General features: G+C 64.0%; 26 protein-coding genes, 1 tRNA gene and 1 other RNA gene. 6 read left to right on the forward strand and 22 right to left on the reverse strand.

Annotation, left to right across the window (positions count from 1 at the left end; all coding sequences use genetic code 11):
* Window positions 1-26 precede the first annotated feature (26 nt).
* The 7 genes from LC343_RS03510 to LC343_RS03540 all read right to left on the reverse strand — a co-directional run bounded on the left by LC343_RS03510 (window position 27) and on the right by LC343_RS03540 (window position 7780).
* Window positions 27-1472 carry a UDP-N-acetylmuramoylalanyl-D-glutamyl-2,6-diaminopimelate--D-alanyl-D-alanine ligase gene (locus LC343_RS03510; RefSeq protein ID WP_223475705.1) on the reverse strand — a complete coding sequence of 482 codons (1446 nt, stop codon included), beginning with the start codon at window positions 1470-1472 and terminating at the stop codon, window positions 27-29.
* The gene (locus tag LC343_RS03515; RefSeq protein ID WP_223475706.1) at window positions 1469-2926 is read right to left on the reverse strand and encodes a UDP-N-acetylmuramoyl-L-alanyl-D-glutamate--2,6-diaminopimelate ligase; all 1458 of its coding nucleotides are present in this window, start codon (window positions 2924-2926) and stop codon (window positions 1469-1471) included. The genes LC343_RS03510 and LC343_RS03515 overlap by 4 nt, the downstream gene beginning before the upstream one ends.
* 47 nt (window positions 2927-2973) lie before the next feature.
* On the reverse strand, window positions 2974-4650 hold the full coding sequence (locus tag LC343_RS03520) for a peptidoglycan D,D-transpeptidase FtsI family protein (RefSeq protein WP_223475707.1): 1677 nt from the start codon (window positions 4648-4650) through the stop codon (window positions 2974-2976).
* Between the two features lies 1 nt (window position 4651).
* Window positions 4652-5023, reverse strand: a complete 372-nt coding sequence (gene ftsL, locus LC343_RS03525) for a cell division protein FtsL (protein ID WP_223475708.1) — start codon at window positions 5021-5023, stop codon at window positions 4652-4654.
* The gene (rsmH, locus tag LC343_RS03530) at window positions 5020-5997 is read right to left on the reverse strand and encodes a 16S rRNA (cytosine(1402)-N(4))-methyltransferase RsmH (RefSeq protein ID WP_238484164.1); all 978 of its coding nucleotides are present in this window, start codon (window positions 5995-5997) and stop codon (window positions 5020-5022) included. The genes ftsL and rsmH overlap by 4 nt, the downstream gene beginning before the upstream one ends.
* A 26-nt stretch (window positions 5998-6023) precedes the next feature.
* On the reverse strand, window positions 6024-6464 hold the full coding sequence (gene mraZ / locus LC343_RS03535; protein ID WP_223475710.1) for a division/cell wall cluster transcriptional repressor MraZ: 441 nt from the start codon (window positions 6462-6464) through the stop codon (window positions 6024-6026).
* A gap of 413 nt (window positions 6465-6877) precedes the next feature.
* Entirely contained in the window at window positions 6878-7780 is a 903-nt protein-coding gene (locus tag LC343_RS03540) for a LysR family transcriptional regulator (protein WP_223475711.1), read from the reverse strand.
* Between the two features lie 173 nt (window positions 7781-7953).
* Here LC343_RS03540 and LC343_RS03545 point away from each other — a divergent pair, with 173 nt between their 5' ends.
* Both LC343_RS03545 and LC343_RS03550 read left to right on the forward strand, forming a co-directional pair.
* A complete protein-coding gene (locus tag LC343_RS03545) occupies window positions 7954-8595 on the forward strand; it encodes an isochorismatase family protein (RefSeq protein ID WP_223475712.1) in 642 nt (213 codons plus the stop codon).
* A complete protein-coding gene (locus LC343_RS03550) occupies window positions 8592-9182 on the forward strand; it encodes an NADPH-dependent FMN reductase (RefSeq protein ID WP_223475713.1) in 591 nt (196 codons plus the stop codon). Before LC343_RS03545 ends, LC343_RS03550 begins: the two co-directional genes overlap by 4 nt.
* 22 nt (window positions 9183-9204) lie before the next feature.
* Here LC343_RS03550 and rnpB read toward each other — a convergent pair.
* The 15 genes from rnpB to LC343_RS03625 all read right to left on the reverse strand — a co-directional run bounded on the left by rnpB (window position 9205) and on the right by LC343_RS03625 (window position 20090).
* An RNA gene (gene rnpB / locus LC343_RS03555) (RNase P RNA component class A) lies at window positions 9205-9615 on the reverse strand.
* Between the two features lie 47 nt (window positions 9616-9662).
* Window positions 9663-10268: a protein-methionine-sulfoxide reductase heme-binding subunit MsrQ gene (gene msrQ, locus LC343_RS03560; RefSeq protein ID WP_223475714.1), complete on the reverse strand. Its 606-nt coding sequence runs from the start codon at window positions 10266-10268 to the stop codon at window positions 9663-9665.
* Between the two features lie 4 nt (window positions 10269-10272).
* Window positions 10273-11220 carry a protein-methionine-sulfoxide reductase catalytic subunit MsrP gene (gene msrP, locus LC343_RS03565; RefSeq protein ID WP_223475715.1) on the reverse strand — a complete coding sequence of 316 codons (948 nt, stop codon included), beginning with the start codon at window positions 11218-11220 and terminating at the stop codon, window positions 10273-10275.
* Between the two features lie 123 nt (window positions 11221-11343).
* Window positions 11344-12027, reverse strand: a complete 684-nt coding sequence (locus tag LC343_RS03570) for a 5-formyltetrahydrofolate cyclo-ligase (RefSeq protein WP_223475716.1) — start codon at window positions 12025-12027, stop codon at window positions 11344-11346.
* Window positions 12028-12112: 85 nt separating this feature from the next.
* On the reverse strand, window positions 12113-12295 hold the full coding sequence (gene yacG / locus LC343_RS03575) for a DNA gyrase inhibitor YacG (RefSeq protein WP_223475717.1): 183 nt from the start codon (window positions 12293-12295) through the stop codon (window positions 12113-12115).
* Between the two features lie 7 nt (window positions 12296-12302).
* A complete protein-coding gene (locus tag LC343_RS03580; RefSeq protein WP_223475718.1) occupies window positions 12303-12929 on the reverse strand; it encodes a Maf-like protein in 627 nt (208 codons plus the stop codon).
* A gap of 63 nt (window positions 12930-12992) precedes the next feature.
* Entirely contained in the window at window positions 12993-13211 is a 219-nt protein-coding gene (infA, locus tag LC343_RS03585) for a translation initiation factor IF-1 (protein ID WP_131567658.1), read from the reverse strand.
* Window positions 13212-13338: 127 nt separating this feature from the next.
* On the reverse strand, window positions 13339-13830 hold the full coding sequence (locus LC343_RS03590; protein ID WP_223475719.1) for a UPF0262 family protein: 492 nt from the start codon (window positions 13828-13830) through the stop codon (window positions 13339-13341).
* Window positions 13831-13846: 16 nt separating this feature from the next.
* Window positions 13847-15145 carry a histidinol dehydrogenase gene (hisD, locus tag LC343_RS03595; protein ID WP_223475720.1) on the reverse strand — a complete coding sequence of 433 codons (1299 nt, stop codon included), beginning with the start codon at window positions 15143-15145 and terminating at the stop codon, window positions 13847-13849.
* Window positions 15146-15162: 17 nt separating this feature from the next.
* The gene (locus LC343_RS03600) at window positions 15163-15606 is read right to left on the reverse strand and encodes a DUF2948 family protein (RefSeq protein WP_223475721.1); all 444 of its coding nucleotides are present in this window, start codon (window positions 15604-15606) and stop codon (window positions 15163-15165) included.
* A 117-nt stretch (window positions 15607-15723) separates the two neighbouring features.
* Window positions 15724-17013: a UDP-N-acetylglucosamine 1-carboxyvinyltransferase gene (gene murA, locus LC343_RS03605; protein ID WP_223475722.1), complete on the reverse strand. Its 1290-nt coding sequence runs from the start codon at window positions 17011-17013 to the stop codon at window positions 15724-15726.
* A gap of 120 nt (window positions 17014-17133) precedes the next feature.
* The gene (locus tag LC343_RS03610) at window positions 17134-17901 is read right to left on the reverse strand and encodes an ABC transporter permease (RefSeq protein ID WP_223475723.1); all 768 of its coding nucleotides are present in this window, start codon (window positions 17899-17901) and stop codon (window positions 17134-17136) included.
* Window positions 17898-18689, reverse strand: a complete 792-nt coding sequence (locus LC343_RS03615) for an ABC transporter ATP-binding protein (RefSeq protein WP_223475724.1) — start codon at window positions 18687-18689, stop codon at window positions 17898-17900. Before LC343_RS03615 ends, LC343_RS03610 begins: the two co-directional genes overlap by 4 nt.
* A 51-nt stretch (window positions 18690-18740) precedes the next feature.
* The gene (locus LC343_RS03620; RefSeq protein ID WP_223475725.1) at window positions 18741-19745 is read right to left on the reverse strand and encodes an ABC transporter substrate-binding protein; all 1005 of its coding nucleotides are present in this window, start codon (window positions 19743-19745) and stop codon (window positions 18741-18743) included.
* Between the two features lie 126 nt (window positions 19746-19871).
* Window positions 19872-20090 (reverse strand): hypothetical protein, encoded by a 219-nt coding sequence (locus LC343_RS03625; protein WP_223475726.1) that lies wholly within the window; start codon window positions 20088-20090, stop codon window positions 19872-19874.
* A gap of 136 nt (window positions 20091-20226) precedes the next feature.
* Here LC343_RS03625 and LC343_RS03630 point away from each other — a divergent pair.
* The 4 genes from LC343_RS03630 to LC343_RS03645 all read left to right on the forward strand — a co-directional run bounded on the left by LC343_RS03630 (window position 20227) and on the right by LC343_RS03645 (window position 24086).
* Window positions 20227-20301, forward strand: a tRNA-Thr gene (locus tag LC343_RS03630).
* Between the two features lie 152 nt (window positions 20302-20453).
* Window positions 20454-20795 carry an efflux RND transporter periplasmic adaptor subunit gene (locus LC343_RS03635; protein WP_223475727.1) on the forward strand — a complete coding sequence of 114 codons (342 nt, stop codon included), beginning with the start codon at window positions 20454-20456 and terminating at the stop codon, window positions 20793-20795.
* Window positions 20796-21036: 241 nt separating this feature from the next.
* Window positions 21037-23307, forward strand: a complete 2271-nt coding sequence (locus LC343_RS03640) for an N-acetylneuraminate synthase family protein (RefSeq protein ID WP_223475728.1) — start codon at window positions 21037-21039, stop codon at window positions 23305-23307.
* 2 nt (window positions 23308-23309) lie between these two features.
* Complete coding sequence (locus tag LC343_RS03645) at window positions 23310-24086, forward strand: acylneuraminate cytidylyltransferase family protein (protein WP_223476102.1); 777 nt, start codon at window positions 23310-23312, stop codon at window positions 24084-24086.
* Window positions 24087-24100: the final 14 nt, after the last annotated feature.

Genomic DNA, 24100 nt, shown 5'->3' on the forward strand with positions numbered 1-24100 from the left:
TCTCCCGGCCTGCCGGACGATATCCCCTAACCCGCCGCTTGCGGGTATTTCTCCAGAAATGCCTTCACGATACGCGAAAACCCGATCCCGTTCGACGACTTGACCATGATCACGTCGCCGGGCTGCGGCGACGCGACGAGCGCGCCGGTCAGATCATCCGCGGACGCCTCGTATTCGCAATGCATGTCGTTCGGCAATGCGTCCGCCAGCACCCTGATCTCCGGCCCGGCCAGATAGAGCCGATCGATGGCAGCCGCCGAGACCGCGTCCGCGAGGCCGGCATGCAGGTCGCGCGAATGGTCGCCCAGTTCGAGCATGTCGCCGAGAACCGCGATACGCCGGCCGCCATCCTCGACCGGCGCGGAAGCCAGCACGTCCAGCGCCGCCTGCATCGAGGCCGGGTTGGCGTTGTAGCTCTCGTCGATCAGCGTAAAATATCCGGCGCCGACCTGCAGCCGGTGGCGCTGCCCGCGCCCCTTTTCCGACTGCAGCGTCCCGAGCGCCTCGCAGACCGTTCCCAGGTCCGCACCGGCCAGCTTCGCCGCGCCGAGCACGGCCAGAACGTTCTGGACCATGTGCCGGCCCGGAACGGGAAGCTGAAACGATACTTCGTCTTTGAAAACCTTGGCCGTCACCGCCGTGCCACCATCGGAATATTTCGCGTTGATGAGCCGGACATTGGCGCGGTCATGCGCCCCGAATCCATGCACATTGGGCACGCCGGCCTGCTTTGCGAGCTTCTGCAGCAGCCCGAAATGCGCGTCGTCGCGATTGAGCAGCGCGTGGCCGTCCGAGGTCAAGCCGGCAAAGATCTCCGCCTTGGCATGCGCGATCTCCTTGAGGTCCTTGAAATGACCGAGATGCGCCGCCGCGATCAGTGTGATGATAGCGATATGCGGACGCACCATCTTCACCAAAGGCGTGATCTCGCCGGGATGGTTCATGCCGATCTCGAACACGCCGAAATCCGTCGCCGCCGGCATGCGCGCCAAAGTCAGGGGCACGCCCCAGTGATTGTTGAACGAGGCCGCCGACGCATGCACCGTGCCCGAAGGCGCAAGCACGTGGCGAAGCGCTTCCTTTGTCGTCGTCTTTCCCGCCGAGCCGGTCACCGCGATGATCCGCGCCTTGGTGCGCGCCCGCGCGGCCATGCCGAGCCGCCCCAGCGCCTCCAGCACGTCGCCGACCACCATCATCGGCACGGTCAGCCGGCCGAGCGCCGGAAGCTTGTTCTCCGAGATCACCAGCACCGATGCGCCCGCCGCAGCCGCAGCCGTGGCGAAATTGTGCCCGTCGAAATTGTCGCCCTTGATGGCGAAGAACGCATCGCCGGGCTTCAGCGTCCGGCTGTCGATGGAAATCCCCGTGACGGCCGCCGGCATCTCGTGCACCGGGCGCGCGCCCATGGCATCGACCATGTCCTGTCCCGTCCACAACGGTTCGTCCGCGATGAGGTCCGCCGCTTCGCTCACGCCGCAGCTCCATCGATAGCCGCCCGCGCTTCCTCATGATCGGAGAAGTGGGTCTTCACGCCGTTCACGTCCTGGCCGGTCTCGTGGCCCTTGCCGGCGATGATCAGCGTGTCGCCGCGTTTCAGAGACGCCACCGCCGTGCGGATCGCCTCGCGCCGGTCGCCGATCTCGATGGCGCCGGGCGCCGCCGCCATGATCTGCGCGCGGATCGTGGCCGGAACCTCGGAACGCGGATTGTCGTCCGTGACATAGACCCGGTCCGCCAGCCGGCTGGCGATTTCGCCCATGATGGGACGCTTGCCCGCATCGCGGTCGCCGCCCGCGCCGAACACGACCACCACCTCGCCCGAGGTGAACGGGCGGACCGACAGCAGCACCTGTTCGAGCGCCTCCGGCTTATGCGCATAATCCACATAGATCAGCGCGCCGTTGCCGGTGTTGGCGACGAGTTCGAGCCGGCCCGGCGCGCCTTCGAGCTTTTCCAGCGCCTCGAAGGCGACGGCCGGCGCAACGCCGGTCGCAATCGCGAGACCGGCCGAAACCAGCGCGTTGGAAACCTGGAAATCGCCCGCCAGCGGCAGCTCGACCCGATAGGTCTCCCCGGCATGCGTGACCTCGATCACCTGCCGGTAGCGCTCGTGTTCGACCCGCTTGAGGGAAATGAACGCGCCCTTGCGCCCGACGGTGAGAACCTCGAGCCCGGCTCCGGCCGCCGCATCGCATGCCGCCTGCGAGAACGCATCGTCCGCGAAGATCACGGCCGGGCTGCCCTTGGCCAGGAGCGTATCGAACAGCCGCATCTTGGCGGCGAGATAATCCTCGACCGTGGGATGGTAGTCCATGTGATCGCGGCCGAGATTCGTGAACGCGCCGGCGGCGAGCGTCACGCCGTCCAGCCTGCGCTGCACCAGACCGTGGCTCGATGCTTCCATCGCCACATGGGTCGTTCCGGCTTCCGCGAGATCGTGCAGGATCGTGTGTAGTACCACCGGGTCCGGCGTCGTCAGCGACGCATCGATGGTCACTTTCGGGGAGGCGACGCCTGTCGTGCCAAGGCTCGCAGCACTGTGACCGGCATGGGCGTAGATCTGACGAGTGAAGGAGGCGACGGAGGTCTTGCCGGCGGTGCCGGTCACCGCAACGACTGTTTCCGGCTGCGGTGCATGGAGTTGCGCGGCGATCAGCGCCAGCGCGCGGCGCGGATCGTCCGCTCGGATGACGGGAATGCCGAGAACGCCGACATCGGCATCCGGTCCGCACAGCACCGCCACGGCCCCTGCGTCCGCCGCCGATTTCGCATAGGCCGCGCCGTCGGCCTTGACGCCGGTGACGGCGACGAACAGGTCACCCGGCGCAACCTTGCGCGAATCCGCGGTCACACCCGTAATCTCGACATCGATCGGCGACGCTGCCGGGTTCGCGAATGTTACCCCGTCCAGTTCCTGCAATCGCATGGGTCGCCCTGATCTTCCCCGATTCGTTTCCCTTGCCTGTTTAAACGTCAATACGACACGAGCAAGGCGTCTTTGCCATCGCCGAATTCCGGCGTGATGCCGAGAAGCGGTGCGGAACGGCGAATAATCGCGCCGGCGGTCGGTGCCGCGTTAGACGCCGCCGTCGCCCCTTGCCCGGAACCTGGCACGGGTTTCGGCTCGTCCACCACCACCAGCACGACATATTTCGGATCGTTGATGGGGAAGGAGGCGAGATAGGCGTTGAACCGCTTGTTGCCGACATAGCGGCCGTTGATGACCTTCTCCGCCGTACCGGTCTTGCCGCCAACTCCATAGCCTTCCACCAGCGCCTGCCGGCCCGAGCCGTGCGCGCCGTTGAGATCGTAAAGCTCGCGCATGTACCGGCTCGTCTGCTCCGAGATCACGCGCTTGGCGATCGCGGCCGCCTGCTCCTCGCTGCGCGGCAGGAAAGTCGGCGGGATGAGCCAGCCGCCATTCATCAGCGCGGCCGCAGCCACGGCCGTGTTGAGCGGCGTCGTGGCGACGCCGTGGCCGAAGGAGATCGTCATCGAGTTGATCTTCTTCCATTCATTCGGCTGGGTCGGCGTCGCGACTTCCGGCAGTTCGGTTTCGAGTCGGCTCAACAGGCCGAGCCGTGTCAGGAATTCCCTGTGCCCCTCGATGCCAACCATGTCGGCCTCGCGCGCCGAGCCGACATTCGACGAATATTTGAAGATTTCGGGCACGGTCAGCGAGCTGCCCTTGTTGTGGAATTCCTTGATCGTATAGCCGCTGACCCGGAACGGCCTTGTGTCGACCCGCGAGTCGATATTCACCACGCCGGTGTCCAGCGCCATGGCGGTCGTGAAGCTCTTGAAGGTCGATCCCATCTCGAACACGCCGCCCGACATGCGGTTCAGCCGGTCCTTGTCGAGCGCGTTGTAGGGATTGTTCGGGTCGTAATCCGGCAGCGACGCCATCGCCACCACCTCGCCGGTGCGTGCATTGAGCACCACCGCGCCGGCCGCGATCGCCTGATAGCGTTCGAGCGCCTGGTTCAGCTCGTCGCGCACCGCATATTGCACACGCGCATCCAGCGAGAGCTTGACCGGCGGCAGATCCGTCGTGATGTCGAGGCCGAGATCCTGCATTGTGCCGAGACCCTGGTCATCGACATATTTCTCGAGCCCCGCGATCCCCGCATTGTCGATATTGACGAGACCGAGAATATGCGAGGCCAGCGGCCCGCCCGGATAAAAACGGCGTTTCTCGGTGCGGAAGCCGAGGCCGGGGATACCGAGCGCCAGCACATCGGCCTGCTGGCGCGGCGTCAGTTCCCGGCGCAGCCATACGAAACCCGCGCCCGACGACAATTTGCGATGCCAATCGCGGTAATCCACGTCGGGCAGCACCGACGACAGCGCTTCGACGGCCTCGTCCGCATCGACGATGCGGCGCGGCTCGCCAAACAGCGAGGCGACATGGATATCCGTCGCCAGAACGTCGCCATTGACGTCGACGATGTCCGGGCGCGAGGCGAGGCTGCGGTCCGTCACCGCGTAGTGACGCCCGCTCTCCACATCCGCCAGCCCGTACTGCACCAGCCGCGCGCCGATCGCGCCGTAGACGGCGAGGAAACACGCGATCGCGATCCCGGTGCGCGAGCGCACCTGCGCGGCGCTGTCCCTGGGACGCGGCTTCAGGCCGGCAAGCGATAACGCCATGTCAGTTGCCCCCCACGCTGCCGGTCGTCATCGTGTCGGGCATCTCGCCCGCGATGATGTCGGCGATTCCGTCGCCTGCCGGTATTTCCGGGGCCGCCGGAAGTTCCTGGGGATGCACGATCTGCCGCGGCTGGGTCTGCAGGAGCTGCAGTTCCTCGGCATAGAGGTCAGAAAGCTTTTTCAGCCGCGAGGGCTGGCTCAGATAGGCCCAGTCCGCCTCCAGCAGGTCGATCGTCTCCTGTTCCAGCGTGATCCGCCGCTCCAGTTCCTCGATCTGCGCGACATTGCGTTCGGCGCTGTGCTTGACCGCATAGGTCCACGTCGCCGCGCCCAGCATCACCACCACGAGAACGATGTTGACGATCCGCATCATGATGTCCGTCTCCGTGTCTCGCTTTCGCCCGAAGGCCAGGGAAGGTTGGGCAGGGCGAACAGCGCCATGTCTGCCATCGGAGCCGGCGCATCCGTGCGAATGCCGGCGCGCAGTTTCGCCGAGCGGGCCCGCGGGTTGCGCTCCGCCTCGGTCTCCGACGCCTTGACCATCGCCCGGCCCGCGACGCGGAACGTTTCCGGTTTCGCCGAGACTTCGGGCATGTGGCGCGATCCGCCGGAGCCGCCCGTCCGCTCCTGGAAGAAGCGCTTTACGATGCGGTCTTCCAGCGAGTGGAAAGTGACGACCGCAAGCCGTCCGCCCGGCTTCAGAATGCCTTCCGCCGCAAACAGCGCACGCCCGAGTTCGCCGAGTTCGTCATTGACGAAGATGCGCAATCCCTGGAACGTCCGCGTCGCCGGATGGATCTTGTCCTTCGGTCCGCGACCGACCGCCTTTTCGACAATTCTTGCGAGATGCGCCGTCGTCTCGATCGGGCCGGCCTCCCGCTCCCGTTCGATGGCGCGCGCCACGCGGCTGGCATGGCGTTCCTCGCCAAGAATGCCGACAATCCGGATCAGGTCGGAAACCGCGAATGTGTTGACTACGTCGGCCGCGCTCACACCCGACTGCGCCATGCGCATGTCGAGCGGCCCGTCCTTCCGGAAGGAAAAGCCGCGCTCCGCCTGGTCGATCTGCATGGAGGAAACGCCGATATCGAGCACGACGCCATCGACGCTCGCCGCGGCGAAATGTTCGCCCATCTGCGAGAACGGCGCGTGGATCAGCTCCAGCCGCCCTTCGTACTCGCCAAGCATCGCGGCCGCGTCCCGGATGACGTCCGGGTCCCGGTCGAAACCGGTGACGCGCGCGCCACGGTCAAGCAGTGCGCGGGAATAGCCGCCCGCACCGAACGTGCCGTCGATAATATGTTCGCCGTCGGCCGGCGCCAGCGCGGCGACGACCTCGTCGAGCATGACAGGAATATGAGGCGCCTCGGCGGTCAAGCCTGCGCCTCGCGCTGCGCGCGCAGCCGTGCCCGCACTTCCTCGCGATACGCGCGGAAGGTTTCCGGCTTCCACATCTGGAAGAAATGTCCGCGTCCCACGAAGGCGACCTCGTCCGTGATCCCGGTATGCTCGCGAATGAAGTCCGTCACGCTGATCCGGCCCTCCCCGTCGGGTTTCAGGAACGCGCCATCCCCGTGAAAGAAGATCGACATGTCGTCGGATGAGCGCAGAAACGGATCGTCCTGCGCCAGCCGCTCCTCGTAGCGTTCCAGCAGGTCTGTTCCGCCGGTGTCGATCGCCGGCATGTCGATGGCCTGCAGTGCGTAAAGCTCCCCCAAGCCACGCCGCTGCAGAACCGTGCGAAACAGGGCGGGCACGGAGACGCGCCCCTTGGAGTCCACCCTGTTCACTGCATTTGACAGAAACCGGTCCACGCGAAACACCCGCCGCTTCCGTCCCGCTGAAGGCCCGTCCCAAAGCCATCGACAAAGACTTTCCGTTCACCGAGCCGCGCAAGGCGGTTTGACCTCGCGCCGACCGTCCAGAAGTGCCGTGTAAAGGGCAAATGGCGCTGCCGGAGACGACAGTCCCCGTTTCGCCCGCCCCTTGCGAGCGGCGTGCAATTCCTGGTGAGGAAGGCGTTCCTGCCCGGCTCGAAATTTGTGCTTATGGGATAACATGGGTCAACTTGGGAATCAATGGGATCAAGGGACACATTCCGCATTCGCAGCCAATTGCGCGCGCAATGCGGGCATTGGTCATTATGCTGGGATTAACCTTAAGGAACGGTTGAAATGTCTGAAGCGCGTGAAGCCGGCCTCCCCGCTGTCTTCCGTATCGGAGAAGATCAATCCGTCAGCGCCCGCCGTCCCCGCGCGGCGATTTCTGACTGGACGAAAGCCGCGAAAAGCTCGACGCGGGGATTTGCGGACGAAGGACCGTAATGGACGATCGACATCTCGACCGCTTCGGCGCGATAGGCAGGCAGAACGATCTCAAGGCTGCCATCGGCCAGTCCGCCTTCGACGAGAAACCGAGGCAGCAGGGCAATTCCGCCGCCGCCAAGAACAATGGCATGTATTGTCTTTGGATCATTGGCGACTATTCGGCACTCGACCTGGAGGGCAACGGCCCCGTCCGGCCCGTCAAACCTTCGGGTTTGATGCTTTGGGTATCCGACGAAGCAATGGGCGCCCAGAGTCTCGAGGCTGTCAGGGCTTCCCTTTGTTTCGAGATAACTGCGGGCAGCGACAAGCAATTGCGGCTCGACCCCCAGCGAGCGGCGAACGAGGCTGCTGTCCGTTAATTTTCCGATCCGGACGGCCATGTCGAAACCGCCGGCGATCAGGTCCTGCACATCGTTTGAGACGACGAATTCCAGTTCGATACCCGGGTGGCGGCGCGCGAAACGGCCAACGGCCGGGCCGATCAGTTCGGCGGCGAAAGCAAATGGCAGGCTGATCCGCAGTTTGCCTTGCGGGTGTTCCCGGTCGGTGTCTATCGCCGCCATCGCTTCTTCCACCACTGCGACCATCCGCGAAGCGTCGACAGCCAGACGTCGGCCGCTCTCGGTCAAACGGCTCTTGCGCGTGTTGCGCACGACAAGCTGGAGCCCGAGATTTTTTTCCAAAGCCGCGATGTGCTCGCTAACGGTGGAAGATGGCAGGTTCAGCCGCCTCGCCGCGCCCGCGAAACTGCCGGTTTCCGCCAAGGCGGCGAAGGTCACCAGATGATTGAGATTGCGGTACATTGGCCGGATTTCCGGATTGTGACTTCAATATTAGCCTATGGAATTCGGAATTCAGGATGGCATCTTCCACTCAACAGTCAATGAGCGGGCCACCTTCCTGCTGCGGAAGCACCTCAATTTCTCATTCCCGAACTATCCGGATTTTTCGCCGAAACCGAAGTGGAGTTATTGTCATGCACTCAATCAACACCCTTACGCCCCAAAACAGCGCCTTGTGTCTCATCGACCATCAACCCTGGGTGGCGTTTCCGATAAATTCGATCAGCCCAGAGCACCTCACCAACAATGTCCTCGCCTTGGCGAAGGCGGCCAAGGCCCTGGAAATACCGACAATCCTGACGACGATAAACGGCGAAAACGGTCCGTTGAGGGACCCGCTGCTGCAGGGCATCGGCGCGCTTTGGCCGGACACGCTGCCAATCGACAGGACCAATACGAATGCGTGGTCAGACCCGGCATTTGTGTCCGCAGTGGAGAAAACCGGACGCAAGAAACTTGTTATGGCCGGTCTCTGGACCGAGGTCTGCCTGGCGCAGACTGCGATCTCCGCACTTGCGGCCGGCTATGAGGTCTTTTTCGTGTCGGACGCCTCCGGCGGCTTGAGCCCGGAGGCGCATGAACGGGCCTGCCAGCGGATGATCCAGGCCGGCGCGGTACCGATGACCTGGTTCGCGACAGCCGCCGAATGGTGCCCTGACAACACCGCGCCGGAATATCAGCGAATGTATCCGATCACGCTGGCGCATGGTGGCGGCGTCGGTTGGGCCGTTGAGTACATCATGGCCAATCTCCCGCAAACGGGAGACCGAGCATGACCGACAGGCCCAAGCTGGGCGTAATCGTGTCCTCCGCACGCGAGGGACGTTTCGCCGACAAGATGCTCGCATGGGTCAGAAAACGCCTTGATGCGGACGGTCGGTTCGAGATTGAGATCATCGATCCGCTCGAATACCGGGTCACGCTGTGGCATGGCGACATGCAAGCCGAGGACATGTCGCGGCTGAAGCTCACGCTCGAAGCCTGCGAGGCTTTTGTCGTTATCGCCGCCGAGTACAATCACAGCTTCCCCGCGGCAGTGAAATCGCTGATAGATGCCGGGAAGACCGAGTGGGAAGCAAAGCCTGTCGCGTTTGTTTCCTATGGCGGGGTTTCCGGTGGTCTTCGGTCGGTCGAAGCCCTCAGGCTGGTGTTCGCCGAATTGCATGCGGTGACATTGCGCGACACCGTCAGCATGGCAATGCCGTTCCAGCGCATGAGCGAGACCGGCGAACTCGCGGACGGAGAAATGGCGGATCAGGCGTTCGCTGTCATGCTTAACCGACTGGAGTGGTGGACATCGGCGCTATCGGCAGCGCGGTCTGCAACGCCATATTCCCTGTCCGCCGGGGACCGCTCCGCGTGAGGATGCTCCGACGCCGAAGTAAAATACCAGCCGGCCTGTAAGCCGGGTTCTGTACGGCGTGAGCCGTGACGGCCATTCCTCTGGGACGGACATTGCTGTCCGCCTCAAGCAACCTACCCGGACGGCGCTCCGGAAACAGAGCCGGGCCGAAGCCCTGTGCCATCCCTATTCGGTCTTGCTCCCGGTGGGGTTTGCCATGCCATGCCTGTCACCAGCCATGCGGTGGGCTCTTACCCCACCCTTTCACCCTTGCCCCGCCTGTTTTTGCGCCCGGTTACGGCGAAAAAGGCAGACGGGGCGGTTTGCTTTCTGTGGCACTTTCCCTAGGGTCGCCCCCGCCGGACGTTATCCGGCACCGTGTCTCCATGGAGCCCGGACTTTCCTCGCCCGCCGCCTTTCGGCATTGGTCGGGCGCGGCCGTCCGGCCGGCTGGTCCGCCCCGTCTATTGGCGAAAGCGGCGCTTGGCAAGGCGCGACCGTCTACGCAGCCTGTCTTGCCCGGCGCGCCGGCTTGATCCGCCGCACGGCGAGCAACGCGACGACGATGGCCAGATAGATGATCGGTTCCGGCGGCCATGCCTTGACCAGCAGAAGGTAATGCAACGCGCCTGCGAGCACGGCCGGATAGACAAGCCGGTGCAGCTTGCGCCAGCCCATGGAACCGAGCTTGCGGATCGAGAAGCGGTTCGACGTCGCCGCGAGCGGCACCAACATCAGGAAGGCAGCCATGCCGATGGTGATATAGGGCCGCTTGATGATGTCCTTGCCGATCTCGCTCCAGAAGAACTGCTTGTCGAGCGCCAGATAGACCGAGAGATGCAGCACCACATAGATGAAGGCGACGAGACCGAAGGCGCGGCGGTACTTGACCAGATTGATCCGTCCGAAGCGCAGCAATGGCGTCACCGCGAGGCCGAGGATCAGGAAGCGCAGCGCCCACTCGCCGAGCCCGTTTTCGAGCACGCGCAGCGGGTCCGCGCCGAGCGCATTGGAAAATGCCCGCACGAAAAGATCGACGGCCGGCAGGAGGCCGAGCGGATAGACGGCCCATTCGGGCGCCGCGGTCCAGAGTTTCGATTGCGCCATCGGGTCAGAAGTATTTCTTCAAGTCCATGCCGTCATAGAGCGACGCAACCTGTTCGCCATAGCCGTTGAACATCTGCGTCTCGATGCGCGAGGAAAACAGGCCACCGCCGATGCGGCGTTCGCTTGCCTGGCTCCAGCGCGGATGGTCCACGGTCGGGTTCACATTGGAGTAGAAGCCGTATTCGCGCGGATTCTGGAGGTTCCAGGTCGCCGGCGGCTCCTCCTCGGTGAACTTGATCGAGACGATCGACTTGATGCTCTTGAAGCCGTATTTCCACGGCACGACCAGCCGCACCGGCGCGCCGTTCTGGTTCGGCAGCACCTCGCCATGCAGGCCCACCGCAAGGATCGTCAGGGGATGCATCGCCTCGTCAAGGCGCAAACCCTCGACATAGGGCCATGGCAGGATCGGGAAGGTGGAGCTTTGCCCGCGCATTTCCTCCGGCCGCACCAGGGTCTCGAACGCGACATATTTCGCGCTTCCCTGCACGTCGAATTTCTCCAGCACGCTGGAAAGCGGAATGCCGACCCAGGGCACCACCATCGACCACGCCTCGACGCAGCGCAGCCGGTAGATGCGGTCTTCCAGCGTATATTGCGTCAGCAGGTCCTCGATATCGATCGCGCCGGGATTGTTGACCATCCCGCCGACCTCGATCGTCCACGGGCGCGTCGTCAGCTTGTCCGCATATTTCGCCGGGTCGCCCTTGCCGGTGCCGAATTCGTAGAAATTGCAGTAGCCCGAAATGTCGTCGAGCGAATTGGGCGTCTCGTCGGTCGAAAACGGACCGGCGACGGTCTTCAGCATCTCTCCCGCCTGTGCCCGGACAGGAGCGCCGGCTGCGGCAACGGCCAGACCGGCCGCGCCGGCCATGAAGGCGCGGCGGTTGAGAATGGCATGTTTTGGCGTGATCTCGGACGCCGGCGGAACGGGGAAACGATATGCGGGCAACTGTGCCTCCTCACGGCATGATTGGCATATGCTTGCTATATCACGCGGCTTCTGGGGCCGGTTTCACATGTTCCGGCGCGGGAATCACACCTTCTTGAGCAGCGCGTCAACTGCGCCCGCCTGTCAGCCCGCTTTCGGCATGCGCACGCCCTCGGGCGTGACGATCGCATCCATCGGAACGTCATGCGGTTGCGGAAAGATGGTTGCGATGCGCGCGCAGGCGTAGCCGACACCGATCGCCAGCGGCTTTCGCGCCATCGCGGCAAATGTGCGGTCGAAGAAGCCGCCTCCATAGCCGAGGCGAAACAGGTCGTCATCGAAACCGACGACCGGCGCGAGCACGATATCCGGCACGACCTCACGTCCCGCATTCGGAACCGGGATGTTCCAGACACCCTTTTCCAGTGCCTCGCCTGGCTTCCAGCTTCGGAAGACGAGCGGTTGTCCCTTGGCGATCACGACGGGAAGAGCGGCCTCGCCGCCTTGCGTCCGGACGCGATCCATCAGCGGCCGCAGATCCGGTTCGCCGCGAAACGGCCAGTAGAAGCTGACGATACGGCCGGAAAAATCTCCGGCGAGTTCCGCCACGCGCTCGGCGATGGTCGCGGACCATTGCCGCCGCTCATCCGCCGAACACGCAAGCCGCGCCGCGATCAGCCGTTCCCGTTCCGACTTGCGCCAGCGCGCGACGTCCCGGCGCTGTTCCGCATCGACCGGAGTGAAGCCGCCGTCATACCCTTCCGCCAGTTCATGCGCCATGCAGGGCGGTGAGGCGAATGTGGCCGGATTGTCGTCATCGTGATTCATGGCGAACCTCCCGGGGCCAGTGTAGCCCTTCGGGATAGCCCTCCGCCACAATCCGCGCCGGAATCCGGCGCGATCGCGCCGCGCGTCATTCGTCGTCGAGATTGTCCTCGGCCTCGGTCACCGGGATCGCATAGGCGCCCGACAGCCAACGGTTGAGGTCGATATCCTTGCAGCGCTGCGAGCAGAAGGGATAGGTCTCGCGCTTCGATTCCTTGCCGCATTCCGGGCATTTGCGCTTTGGCCGGAGCGGTTCGATCTTGGCACTCATCGCTCGGTCAGGCCCCGCTCTGCTGCCAGCGCAGATGCAGCTTGTAGCCTTCTCCGCCAAGCAGGGCGGAGGTCTCGTAGAGCGGCAGGCCGACAACATTGGTGTAGGAGCCGACGAGCCGCACAACGAAAGTCCCGGCAAGGCCCTGAATGGCGTATCCGCCCGCCTTGTCGCGCCATTCGCCCGACGACTGGTAGGCCTCGCGCTCCTCAGAGGAGAGCCGCTTGAAGCGCACCCGCGTCTCGACGATCTTCTGGCGGATCTTGCCTTTCGGCGTGATCAGGCAGAGCCCGGTATAGACCTTGTGGTTTCGGCCGGAGAGCAGGCGAAGACACTGACGCGCGTCTTCGGCCAGTTCCGCTTTCGGCAGGATCAGCCGGCCGACCGCCACAACCGTGTCGGCGGCAAGCACGAAACAGTCGTGGTGGCTGTCATTTTCGCGCAGGTGCTCGAACGCCTTTTCGGCCTTCGTGCGGCTCAGGCGGCGCGCCAACGATCGCGGATGTTCCGACTTGAGCGGCGTTTCGTCGATATTGGTCGGCAGAAGCCGGTCGGGCTCGATGCCCGCCTGGTTCAGCAGTTCGACCCGCCGAGGCGATCCCGATGCCAGAACAAGTTTCTGTTGCACGCTCATGGTCTCGGAATACCCTGTTCCGCAACGCCGCCGGTCTTGCCGCGCGCGGGCGCCGGACGGACGTTACTTGAAACGATAGGTGATACGGCCCTTGGTCAGGTCGTAGGGTGTCATTTCGACGAGGACCTTGTCGCCGGCGAGCACGCGGATGCGGTTCTTGCGCATCTTGCCAGCCGTGTGGGCAATGATTTCGTGTTCGTTTTCCAGTTTCACGCGGAACGTGGCATTCGGCAGCAATTCCGTCACCACGCCGGGAAATTCAAGAACTTCTTCTTTCGCCATTCGGTCTCTTTTCTTCCAATGCAAAAAAGGCTGGCGTTCGGGCGCAGCCTGTTGTTCGGCCATCTCTTATCGTGTCGATCGGAAACCGACAACCGTTTAATGCCCGCAAACCCCGGTGGTTCCGCGCCTATCCGCGCCAGTGCAGCACGCAGACGAGGGTGAAAAGCCGCCGCGCCGTATCGAAATCCATGTCCAGCTTGCCGGCCAGGCGGTCCATCAGCGTCTGCGATCCGTCGTTGTGAACGCCGCGCCGCGCCATGTCGATCGTCTCGATCTGCCCCGGCGTCGACATCTTGATCGCCTCGTAATAGCTGTCGCAGATCATGTAATAATCCTTGATGATCCGCCGGAACGGACCAAGCGCAAGAATATGCGTCGCGACTTTGTCGCCGTCCTCGCGCGTCACGTCGAAGACCAGGCGCCCTTCCATGATCGAGAGCGAAAGCTTGTAGGGACCGCCGGTCTCGTCACCGACCGGCTGGAACCTGTTTTCCTCCAGCAGGTCGAAGATCGCGACGGCGCGCTCATGCTCGACATCCGGCGTCGACCGTCCGATCGATTCGTCGAGGACGACATCGACCAGTCGCGAATTTGACCCGAATGTTTCGTCGCTCGCCATCGCTGCAACACGATCCTCAGAGATTGAGCCGGATGGAGACCGAGCGGCCATGCGCGTCCAGCCCCTCGGCTTCGGCCAACGCGATCGCAGCCGGCGCCAGTTCGCGCAACTGGTCAGGACCCAGTTGCAGCAACGAGGTCCGCTTGACGAAATCCAGAACCGAAAGCCCGGACGAGAACCGCGCCGAGCGGGCCGTCGGCAGGACGTGGTTCGATCCGCCGACATAGTCTCCGATGACCTCCGGCGTGTAGCGTCCGATGAAGATCGCGCCTGCGTTGCGCACCTTGTCGACCGCGGCTTCCGCTGTCTCGAAAGCCAGTTCGAGATGCTCCGGCGCGATCCGGTTGGCAATGGAGAAGGCCGTGTCGCCGTCGATCCGGTCGACTTCGATCACCGCGCCGAAATCGCGCCAGCTCGCCGCCGCCGTCTCAGCACGCGGCAGGGTCTTCAACTGGTTGTCCACGGCCTCGGCCACCCGCGTGCCGAAATCCGCGTCGTCCGTGATCAGGATCGACTGCGCCGAGGTGTCGTGTTCGGCCTGCGCCAGAAGGTCGGCGGCGATCCAGTCCGGATCGTTCTCGCCATCGGCCATGACAAGCACTTCCGACGGCCCGGCGATCATGTCGATGCCGACCGTGCCAAAAACCCGCCGTTTGGCGGCAGCGACAAAGGCGTTGCCCGGCCCGACGATCTTCGCCACCGGCGCGATCGTTTCCGTGCCATAGGCGAGCGCGGCCACGGCCTGCGCTCCGCCAATACGATAGATCTCGCTCACCCCGGCCAGATGCGCGGCGACCAGAACAAGCGGGTTGAGCGTGCCGTTCGGCGACGGCACCACCATCGCGATGCGCTCCACCCCCGCGACAACCGCCGGAATGGCGTTCATCAGTACGGAACTCGGATAAGACGCCGTACCGCCCGGCACATAGAGGCCGACGGCCTCCACAGCAGTCCAGCGCGAGCCGAGCTTCACGCCGATCGGATCGACATAGACATCGTCCTTCGGCATCTGGCGCTCGTGATGCGAACGGATGCGGTCGCGCGCCAGACGCAGCGCCTCGACCACCGAGGGATCGGCCAACTCAAGCGCCGCCGAAATCTCATCCTCGCCGACTCGCATCGACGTCTCAGTCAGATCGAGCCGGTCGAACTTGGCGGTGTATTCGATGACAGCCGCGTCGCCGCGCGCGCGAACGTCGTCCAGGATGGCGCGAACGGTCGCATCGACGTCTTCGGACACTTCCCGCTTGGTTGCGAGAAGCGCCTTGAAACGGGATTCGAAATCCGGGTCGCCTGATTTGAGAAAGAGCGGCACTTTGGTTCTCCGCCGGGTCAGTTCGCGGGATGGCGCGGTTTGAAACGCGTCTCCCATGCGGCGCCGAGGTCCTCGAGTTGCGCCTCGACGCATTCGACGTCGAGCTGGATCAGCGGGCCGTCCGCGAAGACGAGTTCGATGGTTCCGGCCGGCGCGTCGGTTTCGGCGAATTGGATGGCCAGCAGCGACAGCACCTGGTCGGGGTCATTCCGCTTTATGCCGGATGTGCGGACTTTCAGGACACGCGCAAACGACAGCACCGACTGGCGGCGTTCATAGCTGTCCTTGCCGCCCGATTGCCGTCCTGCCGCATCCCACGCGAAACGGTTGACGACCAGCGTGAACCGCTTTTCGCGGGGCCGATAGTCCAGTGCTTCGAATTTCGTCACGGAATCCTGAACCTGCGCCGAAACGACGGCGAGGTCTTCCGCATCCAGGGCCATCAGTCTGAGCCGGTCCATCGTCCTTGCAACCAGGGTTTTTCAACAGGCGCGCGCCGCCATATCGCAGTGCTGATACGGCTTTCCATGGTGCAACGCAACCGGACCGGACAGGCGTTTCTCGCCTTGTGGCGTCCGTCAGCTCGAAATGCGGTCGATATCCGCGCCGCAGGCCTGCAGCTTGGCTTCCAGCCGCTCGAAACCCCTGTCGAGATGGTAGACGCGATTGACCGTCGTTTCGCCCTGCGCAGCAAGCCCGGCGATCACCAGCGACACCGAGGCCCGCAGGTCGGTCGCCATGACCGGAGCGCCCTTGAGCACCGGCACGCCGCGGATCGTCGCGGTCTGGCCGTCGAGCGAAATATCCGCGCCGAGACGGGCCAGTTCCTGCACATGCATGAAACGGTTCTCGAAAATCGTCTCGGTGATGTGGGAGGTGCCGTTGGCCATGGTCATCAGCCCCATGAGCTGCGCCTGAAGGTCCGTCGGGAAGCCCGGATAGGGATCGGTGCGCACATTGACCGGCATCAGCCCGTTGCCGTTGCGATAGACGCGGACGCCCTCTTCCGTGTCCGTGATCTCGATGCCTGCCTTGCGCAAGGCGTCCAGCGCGCTTTCCAGAAGGTCCGCCCGCGCGCCTTTCAGCACCACGTCGCCGCCGGTCATGCCGACCGCCATCGCATAGGTGCCGGTCTCGATACGGTCCGGGATCACGCGGTGGCGCGCGCCCGACAGCGAAGTGACGCCGGTGATGCGGATTTCATCGGTTCCCGCACCCTCGATCTTCGCGCCCATCGCGTTCAGGCAATCGGCCAGATTGACGACTTCCGGCTCGCGGGCCGGGTTTTCGATGATCGTGTCGCCCTTGGCGAGCGATGCCGCCATCAGCGCCACATGCGTTGCGCCGACCGAAACCTTCGGGAACCGGTAGCGCGCGCCGATCAGGCCGTTCTTCGCCTTGGCGTGGACATAGCCGTTCTCGATCTCGATATCGGCGCCAAGCGCCTCCAGCGAATCGATGAAGAGATCGACAGGGCGCGTGCCGATGGCGCAGCCGCCCGGCAGCGAAACCCGCGCCTCGCCCATGCGCGCCAGAAGCGGCCCGATCACCCAGAAGCTGGCCCGCATCTTGGAGACGAGTTCGTAGGGCGCGGTGATATCGACGATGTTGCGCGCCGTGAAATGCACGGTCCGCGCGTAATCCGACGCCTCCGCCTGGCGGCGGCCGGTTACGGAATAATCGACGCCATGGTTCGACAGGATGCGGATCAGCGATTCCACATCGGCCAGATGCGGCACGTTTTCCAGCGTCAGCGTGTCGTCGGTGAGCAGGCTCGCGATCATCAGCGGCAAGCTCGCATTCTTGGCTCCGGAAATCGGAATGACGCCGTTGAGCGCATTGCCGCCCCTGATCCTGATCTGGTCCATGTCTGCTGTTCCCAATCCCCTCGGGCGGCTGCCGTCCCCGGGCGGGACGGCACGTCGTGGCCGATTATGCGGTGGCGAGCGTTTAACGCATCGTCATGGCCGCTTCAAGGCGGCGGGCCGTCAGGTCGCCGGTCGCTCCGCCCAGCCGGCGAAGATGCGCTCCAGATAGACGACGGCGTAATAAAGAACGATGCCCAGGACGGCGAGCGCGATCAGCACCGCGAACATCAGCGGATAGTTCGAGTTGGTTTGCGCCGACAGGAACAGCGCGCCAAGGCCGCGCCCGTGCGGCGAGACGATCTCGACCAGGTTCGTGCCGATGAAGGCCAGCGTCACCGCCACCTTCAACGCGCCGAAGAACTCCGGCAGCGTCTTCGGCAAAGCGATCTTGGTGAAGATCGTGTAGCGCGACGCGCCGAGCGAACGCAGGATGTCGCGATATTCCGGCTCCAGTGTCGACAGGCCGATGCCCACCGAAACGGCGATCGGGAAGAACGAGATCATGAAAGCCATCATCACGGTGTTGAAATTGTGCTGCCCGATGAACAGCAGCGCCAGCACCGGCACAAGCGTCGCCTTAGGAATGGCGTTGAAGCCGACCAGCAGCGGATAGAGCGCGTCGCGCGCGATCCGCGAAAAGCCCATGACCATGCCGAGCAGGGTGCCGGCGAGAACCGCGATGATGAGGCCGGCGACCGTGCGCCACAGCGTCTGCCAGCTGCCGATCAGGAACAGTTCCCAGAATCGCGAATACGCCTTGGGCAGATCCGACGGCGAGGCCATCACGTAGTCCGGCCAGCCATTGGCCCAGACCAGCAGTTCCCACAGCGCGAGGAAGATGACGATGGCGGCAATCGGCACGCCGATCTTGTGCAGGGCGGTTTTCATGCCGCGTCCTCCCCGGCGCGCCCCTGCGCGATGCGAATCTGGTCACGCAGCGTGTGCAGCATGTCGGAACATTCCGGTGTATAGAGCCCGTCCAGCACCCGCTCGCCGGGATATTGCACGTCGAGCACATATTGCGTCGTCGCCGGCCTGCCGGACAGCACGATCACCTGATCGCCGAGAAAGACGCTCTCGCGCAAATCATGCGTGATCAGCACGCAGGTGAAGGGTTCCTTCTCGCGCAGCTGGTGCATGGTCTGCCACAGATCCTCGCGGGTAAACGCGTCGAGCGCGCCAAACGGCTCGTCCATGATCAGCACGTCCGGCTTGTGGACGATGGCGCGGCACAGCGATGCGCGCTGGCGCATGCCGCCCGACAGTTCCGACGGGCGCTTGTCCTCGAACCCCTCGAGCCCGACCAGCGTCAGCAACTCGTGTGCGCGGGCTTCGCGATCCTTCTTCGGCATCGACGGCGCGACGATTTCCAGCGGCAGGATCACATTGTGCAGGATGGTGCGCCATTCCAGCAGCACCGGGTTCTGGAACGCCATGCCGACGGTCTTGCGCGGCCCCTTGACCAGTTCGCCATGCAGCCAGACCTCGCCCTTGTCCGGCTTCATCAGCCCGGCGATCAGGCGCGTCAGCGTGGACTTGCCGCAACCCGACGGCCCCACGACGGCGCAGAACTCGCCCTCCGGCACGGCGATATCGAGATTGTCCAGCACCGGGAGCGGCCCGAGCGGCGTTTTGTAGGCGTGCGTCACGCCTTTGATTTCGATGAGATTGGTCACCCGCGCCCCCAGGGAAAAGTCCGCCCGCCGGGTCGGCGGGCGGACAAGGCATTACTGCAGCATGAAGGGCTCTTCCGGCAGGTACGAACTGTCGAAATAGAGCGCTGCATCCGGTTCGTTGACGAACTCGTAGACCGACTTGGTCTGTTCGATCGACTTGGCCATGCGGTCGGCGTCGATGCCGCCGAAGCCGTTTTCCTTGACCCAGTCGGTCAAGACATTGTCCCTGATCGAGAGCGACAGGCGCTCGGTCTCCAGCGCCTCGTCGGCGGCCGGGTTGCGCGACATCAGCGGCTTCACGGCGGCGGCCGGGTCGGCGATGGCGTCCTTCCAGCCCATGGCGACGGCCTTCACGAAGCCCTTCACGAGTTCCGGGTTCTCCGCCGCGTAATCGGTGTTGACCAGGATCGCGTTACCGTAAAGCGACACGCCGTAATCCGACATCAGCAGCACGGTCTGGTCTTCCATCGGCACGCCGAGGCGCATGACATTGAGCGTCGAGGTGAAGGAATAGCCGGTCACGGCCGCCACCTTGCCTTCGGCGAGCATCGGCTCGCGGGTCGGGAAGCCGACCGGCTCGACGGTGATCTTCGACATGTCGAGATCGTTCTCTGCGGCGAAGATCGGGAACTGCGCCCATGCGCCATCCGGCGGCGGCGCGCCCAGAACCTTGCCTTCCAGGTCCTTCGGCGTCTCGACGCCCATGTCCTTGCGGCCGACCACAGCGAAGGGCGGCTTGTCGTAGATCATCATGATCGCCGTGACCGGAGCGCCCGGGTTCTGGTCGAGGAAGCGCATCAGCGAATTGATATCGGCGAGGCCGAACGGGAACGCGCCGGTGGCGACTTTCGGAATGGCGTCGAGCGAGCCCTTGCCCTCGGAAATCTCCACCGCGAGGCCTTCGTCGCCGAAATAGCCCTTGTCGATGGCGATCAGATAAGGCGCCGCCGGCCCCTCGAATTTCCAGTCGAGCGCGAACGGAGCCTTCTCCTGCGCGCCGGCCTGCGAAACGGCGGCTGCGAGCAGCGCCGCCGCGATGAACATCTTCTTGAACACGTCAATCTCCCTTGCATCGTGATTGATGCTGCGGCGCACATCGAAGCGCATGATCAATTTTTGATCAAGTGGGAAAATTGTCCAATTATTGCGCGGACATGCCCTGACCGTGTCCGCGGGACACTTTCAGTCGCTTTTTCCACCGCCACCCGGCGCGCCATCTTCCGGCGACGCCTTTTCGACAGGCCCCTGTCCCGCCGCATCGATCCCCTCGGCGCGGTCATCCGCATCGCCCGCCCGCTTGGCGCGCGCCTGCGCCTTGCGCCGCGCCAGATTGGCGCGAAGCTGTTTTGCGAGACGGTCCTTCTTCGGATCATTCGGCGGATTTTGCGTCATCCATCCCATATGGCGCAAAACGCCGCCCCGGCAAAGCCCCCGCAAGGCCCGGACATGCGTAACCCGGACAACCAATATTGCCGGTGATTACGCCTTGCACTCGCAAAACGCTTGTGGCAGAAGCCGCTCACGATTTTCCGGATACGCTGCCGTAGCTCAGGGGTAGAGCACTCCCTTGGTAAGGGAGAGGCCGAGAGTTCGAATCTCTCCGGCAGCACCATTCCGATCCCATTGAAATCTGTTGACTATCAAAGGCTTACGCTCCGCGTGGCGTCGTCGATCGCGGTCCGACCGATGGCGGGGAAAGCCCGTAGTGTCCTCATGCGCGGCGATCGTTATCACTGACGTCAGTCAGCGGCGCTCGAACGAAAGATGGTGCGCAGCCCGTTCGACGGCGTGGTCACGGAAAGGCTGATGGCCGAAGGCGAACTCTACAACGAACAGGAGCCGATCCTGACGCTCGCCAGCATCGATCCGCTCGATATCGAGACTTTCCTGCCGTCCGAGCAACTGACCGAGGTGGAGCCGGGCGAAACCGTTTCGGTCCTGCTGGAAACCGGTGGCGAGGCCAGCGCCAGGGTCACCGTGATCGACCCGTTCCTCGACGGCGCCACCGGGACATTCGGTGTCCGGCTCACGCTCGACAATCCCGACGGCGCCATCCTCGCCGGCCAGCGCTGCACGGTCGAATTCGGGCCCTCCGCCGGAAATTGACCTCCGGTTCCTGTCGCTTGTCCATCACCGGCTCTTCCGAATGACCGGTCGAAGCCCCCCGGAACATCCCGCCATCGACAACATCGCGTCGAGTGCGTAGTAAGCAGCCGCGTTGTCGATGCCCGAGGCGCGCGACAATCCTGACAAGGGTGCAAGTGCCGTCGGCATTGCCCGGGTCCCGAAGGGGTGAACCGGCGCACCCACCGGTTTAAATGCATATGCGCGGTTACGGCGAAGACGAATGATCATCGACAGGAAAACCTCTCCATTTCTGATCTACAGCGAGGATCCGCTGATCCTCGCCCTGCAGAAGATATCGGAGAACAAGAGCGGCTTCGTCGTCGCCGTTTCGGAGAAGGGCCGCGCGATTGGCGTGCTGACCGACGGCGACGTGCGGCGCTGGCTGTCCAGCGCTGACAAGCTCGACCTGAACGTCCCCGTCGGCCTCGTCGCCAACCGGGAATTCGTCACCCTGCCCGTCACGGCAAGCCCGGAGGAGATCGCGGCCAGGCTGGACAGTCGCGTCCGCGTCATTCCGCTGACCGACGAGGCCGGACACCTGATCGCGATCGCCCGGCAGGGACAGGACCAGTTCCGCATCGGCGCGCGGAAGATCGGCGATGCCGAACCCGCCTATATCATCGCCGAGATCGGCAACAATCATAATGGCGACGTCGAACTGGCGAAGCGGCTGGTCGATATCGCGGTGAGCGCGGGCGCGGATTGCGCCAAGTTCCAGATGCGCGACATGGAGGCCCTCTACGGCTCGGGCCGCGGCACGGCGGGCGCCTCGCACGATCTGGGCGCGCAATACACGCTCGACCTGCTCGCGAAATACAATCTGAGCCGTGACGACATGTTCCGGCTCTTCGATCACTGCCGCGCGGTCGGCATCGAACCGCTCTGCACGCCCTGGGACGAGCCGAGCCTGGACGCGCTGGAGAGCTACGGGCTCGAAGGCTACAAGGTCGCCTCGGCCGACCTCACCAATCACGGCTTCCTGACTGTGCTGGCCGAAACCGGAAAGCCGCTGATCTGCTCGACCGGCATGGCGACCGAGATCGAGATCGTCGACACCGTCCGGCTGCTCCGTGCAAACAGCGCGTCCTATGCGCTGCTGCACTGCAATTCGACCTACCCCACGCCCTACAAGGATGTGAATCTGCGATATATTCCCCGGCTGGCGAAGATCGGCGACTGCACGGTCGGCTATTCCGGGCACGAAAGGGGATGGATCGTTCCGCTCGCCGCGATCGCCTTCGGCGCGCGCATCATCGAGAAACACATCTCGGTCGACCGCTCCATGGAAGGCAACGATCACAAGGTGTCGCTCCTGCCCGACGAACTCGCCGAGATGGTTCGCTCCATACGGGCGATCGAGGAAGCAACCGGCCAGCCCGCCGAGCGCGAACTGACCCAGGGCGAAATGATGAACCGCGAGGTCCTGGCGAAATCGCTCTATGCGAGCAGCGCCATCGAGGCCGGGACCGTCATCACCGACGACCTGATCGAGGTTCGAAGCCCCGGCCAGGGCCTACAGCCCAACTACCGCGCCGACCTGATCGGCCGCAGGGCGAACCGGGCGATTGCGCCGGGAACGCCGTTCTTCAGGACCGACCTCGAGGACGTCGATGTTTCCGCCCGCGATTTCCATTTCGACAGGCCTTGGGGCATCCCCGTCCGCTGGCACGATTACCGGGAAATCCTTGAAGTCTCGAACCCCGACCTTCTCGAGTACCACCTGTCCTACAAGGACATGGAGGAATCGTTGGAAAACTGGTTCGACGACGTTCTCGACATCGACCTGACGGTCCACGCACCGGAACTGTTCTCCGGTGACCATATCCTCGACCTCGCCTCCGAGGACGAGGCGTATCGGTCCCGCTCGATCCGTGAACTTCAGCGTGTGTGCGACCTCACCCGCAAGCTGGCGGCCTGGCACGGGAAATCCGGCACTCCGCTCATCATCGCCAATCTTGGCGGCTTCACCACGAGCGGCTTTCGCCCCCTGTCCGAGCGCACCCGCCTTTACGCGCTCATCGAGGAAAGCCTCGCCCAGATCGACGCCACCGGCGTCGAGATCATCCCGCAGACCATGCCGCCCTTTCCCTGGCATTTCGGCGGACAGAGCCATCACAATCTGTTCGTCGATCCGGATGAGATCGCCGACTTCTGCGCGCGCACCGGCATGCGGGTCTGCTTCGACATCTCTCACTCGCAACTCGCCTGCAACCATTTCAAATGGTCGATGATCGACTTCACCCGTAAGGTCGGTCCGCATACGGCGCATCTCCACATCGCCGATGCGAAGGGGATCGACGGCGAAGGTCTGCAGGTGGGCGACGGCACGATGGATCTGAAGCCCATTTGCGACGTGCTCAATGAAACCTGCGCCGAGGCGAGTTTCGTCCCCGAGGTCTGGCAGGGCCACAAGAACAATGGCGCCGGCTTCTGGTACGCACTGAACAAGCTTGAGCCATGGCTCGGCCAATCGGCGGATTCCGGGTCGTGACCATGCGCATCGTCCCCGATCTTTGCTGGGGGCTCACTCTCGGCCGCGGAGGATCGAGGGGCCTGCCCCGCAAGAATGTCCGGGAACTGGGCGGCCATCCGCTGATCGCCTGGGCCGTTGCGGTCGGCAAGCTCGCCGGCGGCGTTGACCGCGTTCTCTGCTCCACCGACGATGCCGAAATCGCACGGGCCGCCGCCGACGCGGGAGCCGACGTGCCGTTTCGCCGCCCTTCCAGCGCGGCGGGCAGCGCCGCCACGGATATGGACGTTTTCTCTCACCTCATCGAATGGCATGCCGAACGCGGCGCCGATCTGCCCGAATTCTTCGTGCAATTGCGCCCGACGACACCGTTCCGCGAGCCGGAATGGATCGACCGCGCGATTGCCCGGATGAAGGCGGACAGAAGCATCACATGCATGCGCTCCGTCACGCCGACGCCGATAACGCCCTACAAGATGTGGCGCAGCGCCGATGGTGACCGGCTCATGCCCGCGATGGAACTCCCGGGCGTAAACGAGGCCTATAATCTTCCGCGCCAGTCACTGCCGGAAATCCTCTGGCATACCGGCCAGATCGACGTCATTCGCACCGAGACGCTTCTCGGCGGATCGATGACCGGCGCGAACATTCACGCGCTGCACCTGCCGTTGGAAACGGCGATCGATATCGACGGACCGGACGACTTCCACCTTGCCGAGATCAAGTTCCGCGAAACGATGCCGGCAGCCCTCGGGGCGTATCTCGCAACGGCCGAGCCGGGACGAAACGATTTCGCATAATCGCCGGAGAATGC

The sequence above is a fragment of the Oricola indica genome, from assembly GCF_019966595.1.
GTDB classification, from domain to species: Bacteria; Pseudomonadota; Alphaproteobacteria; order Rhizobiales; family Rhizobiaceae; genus Oricola; species Oricola indica.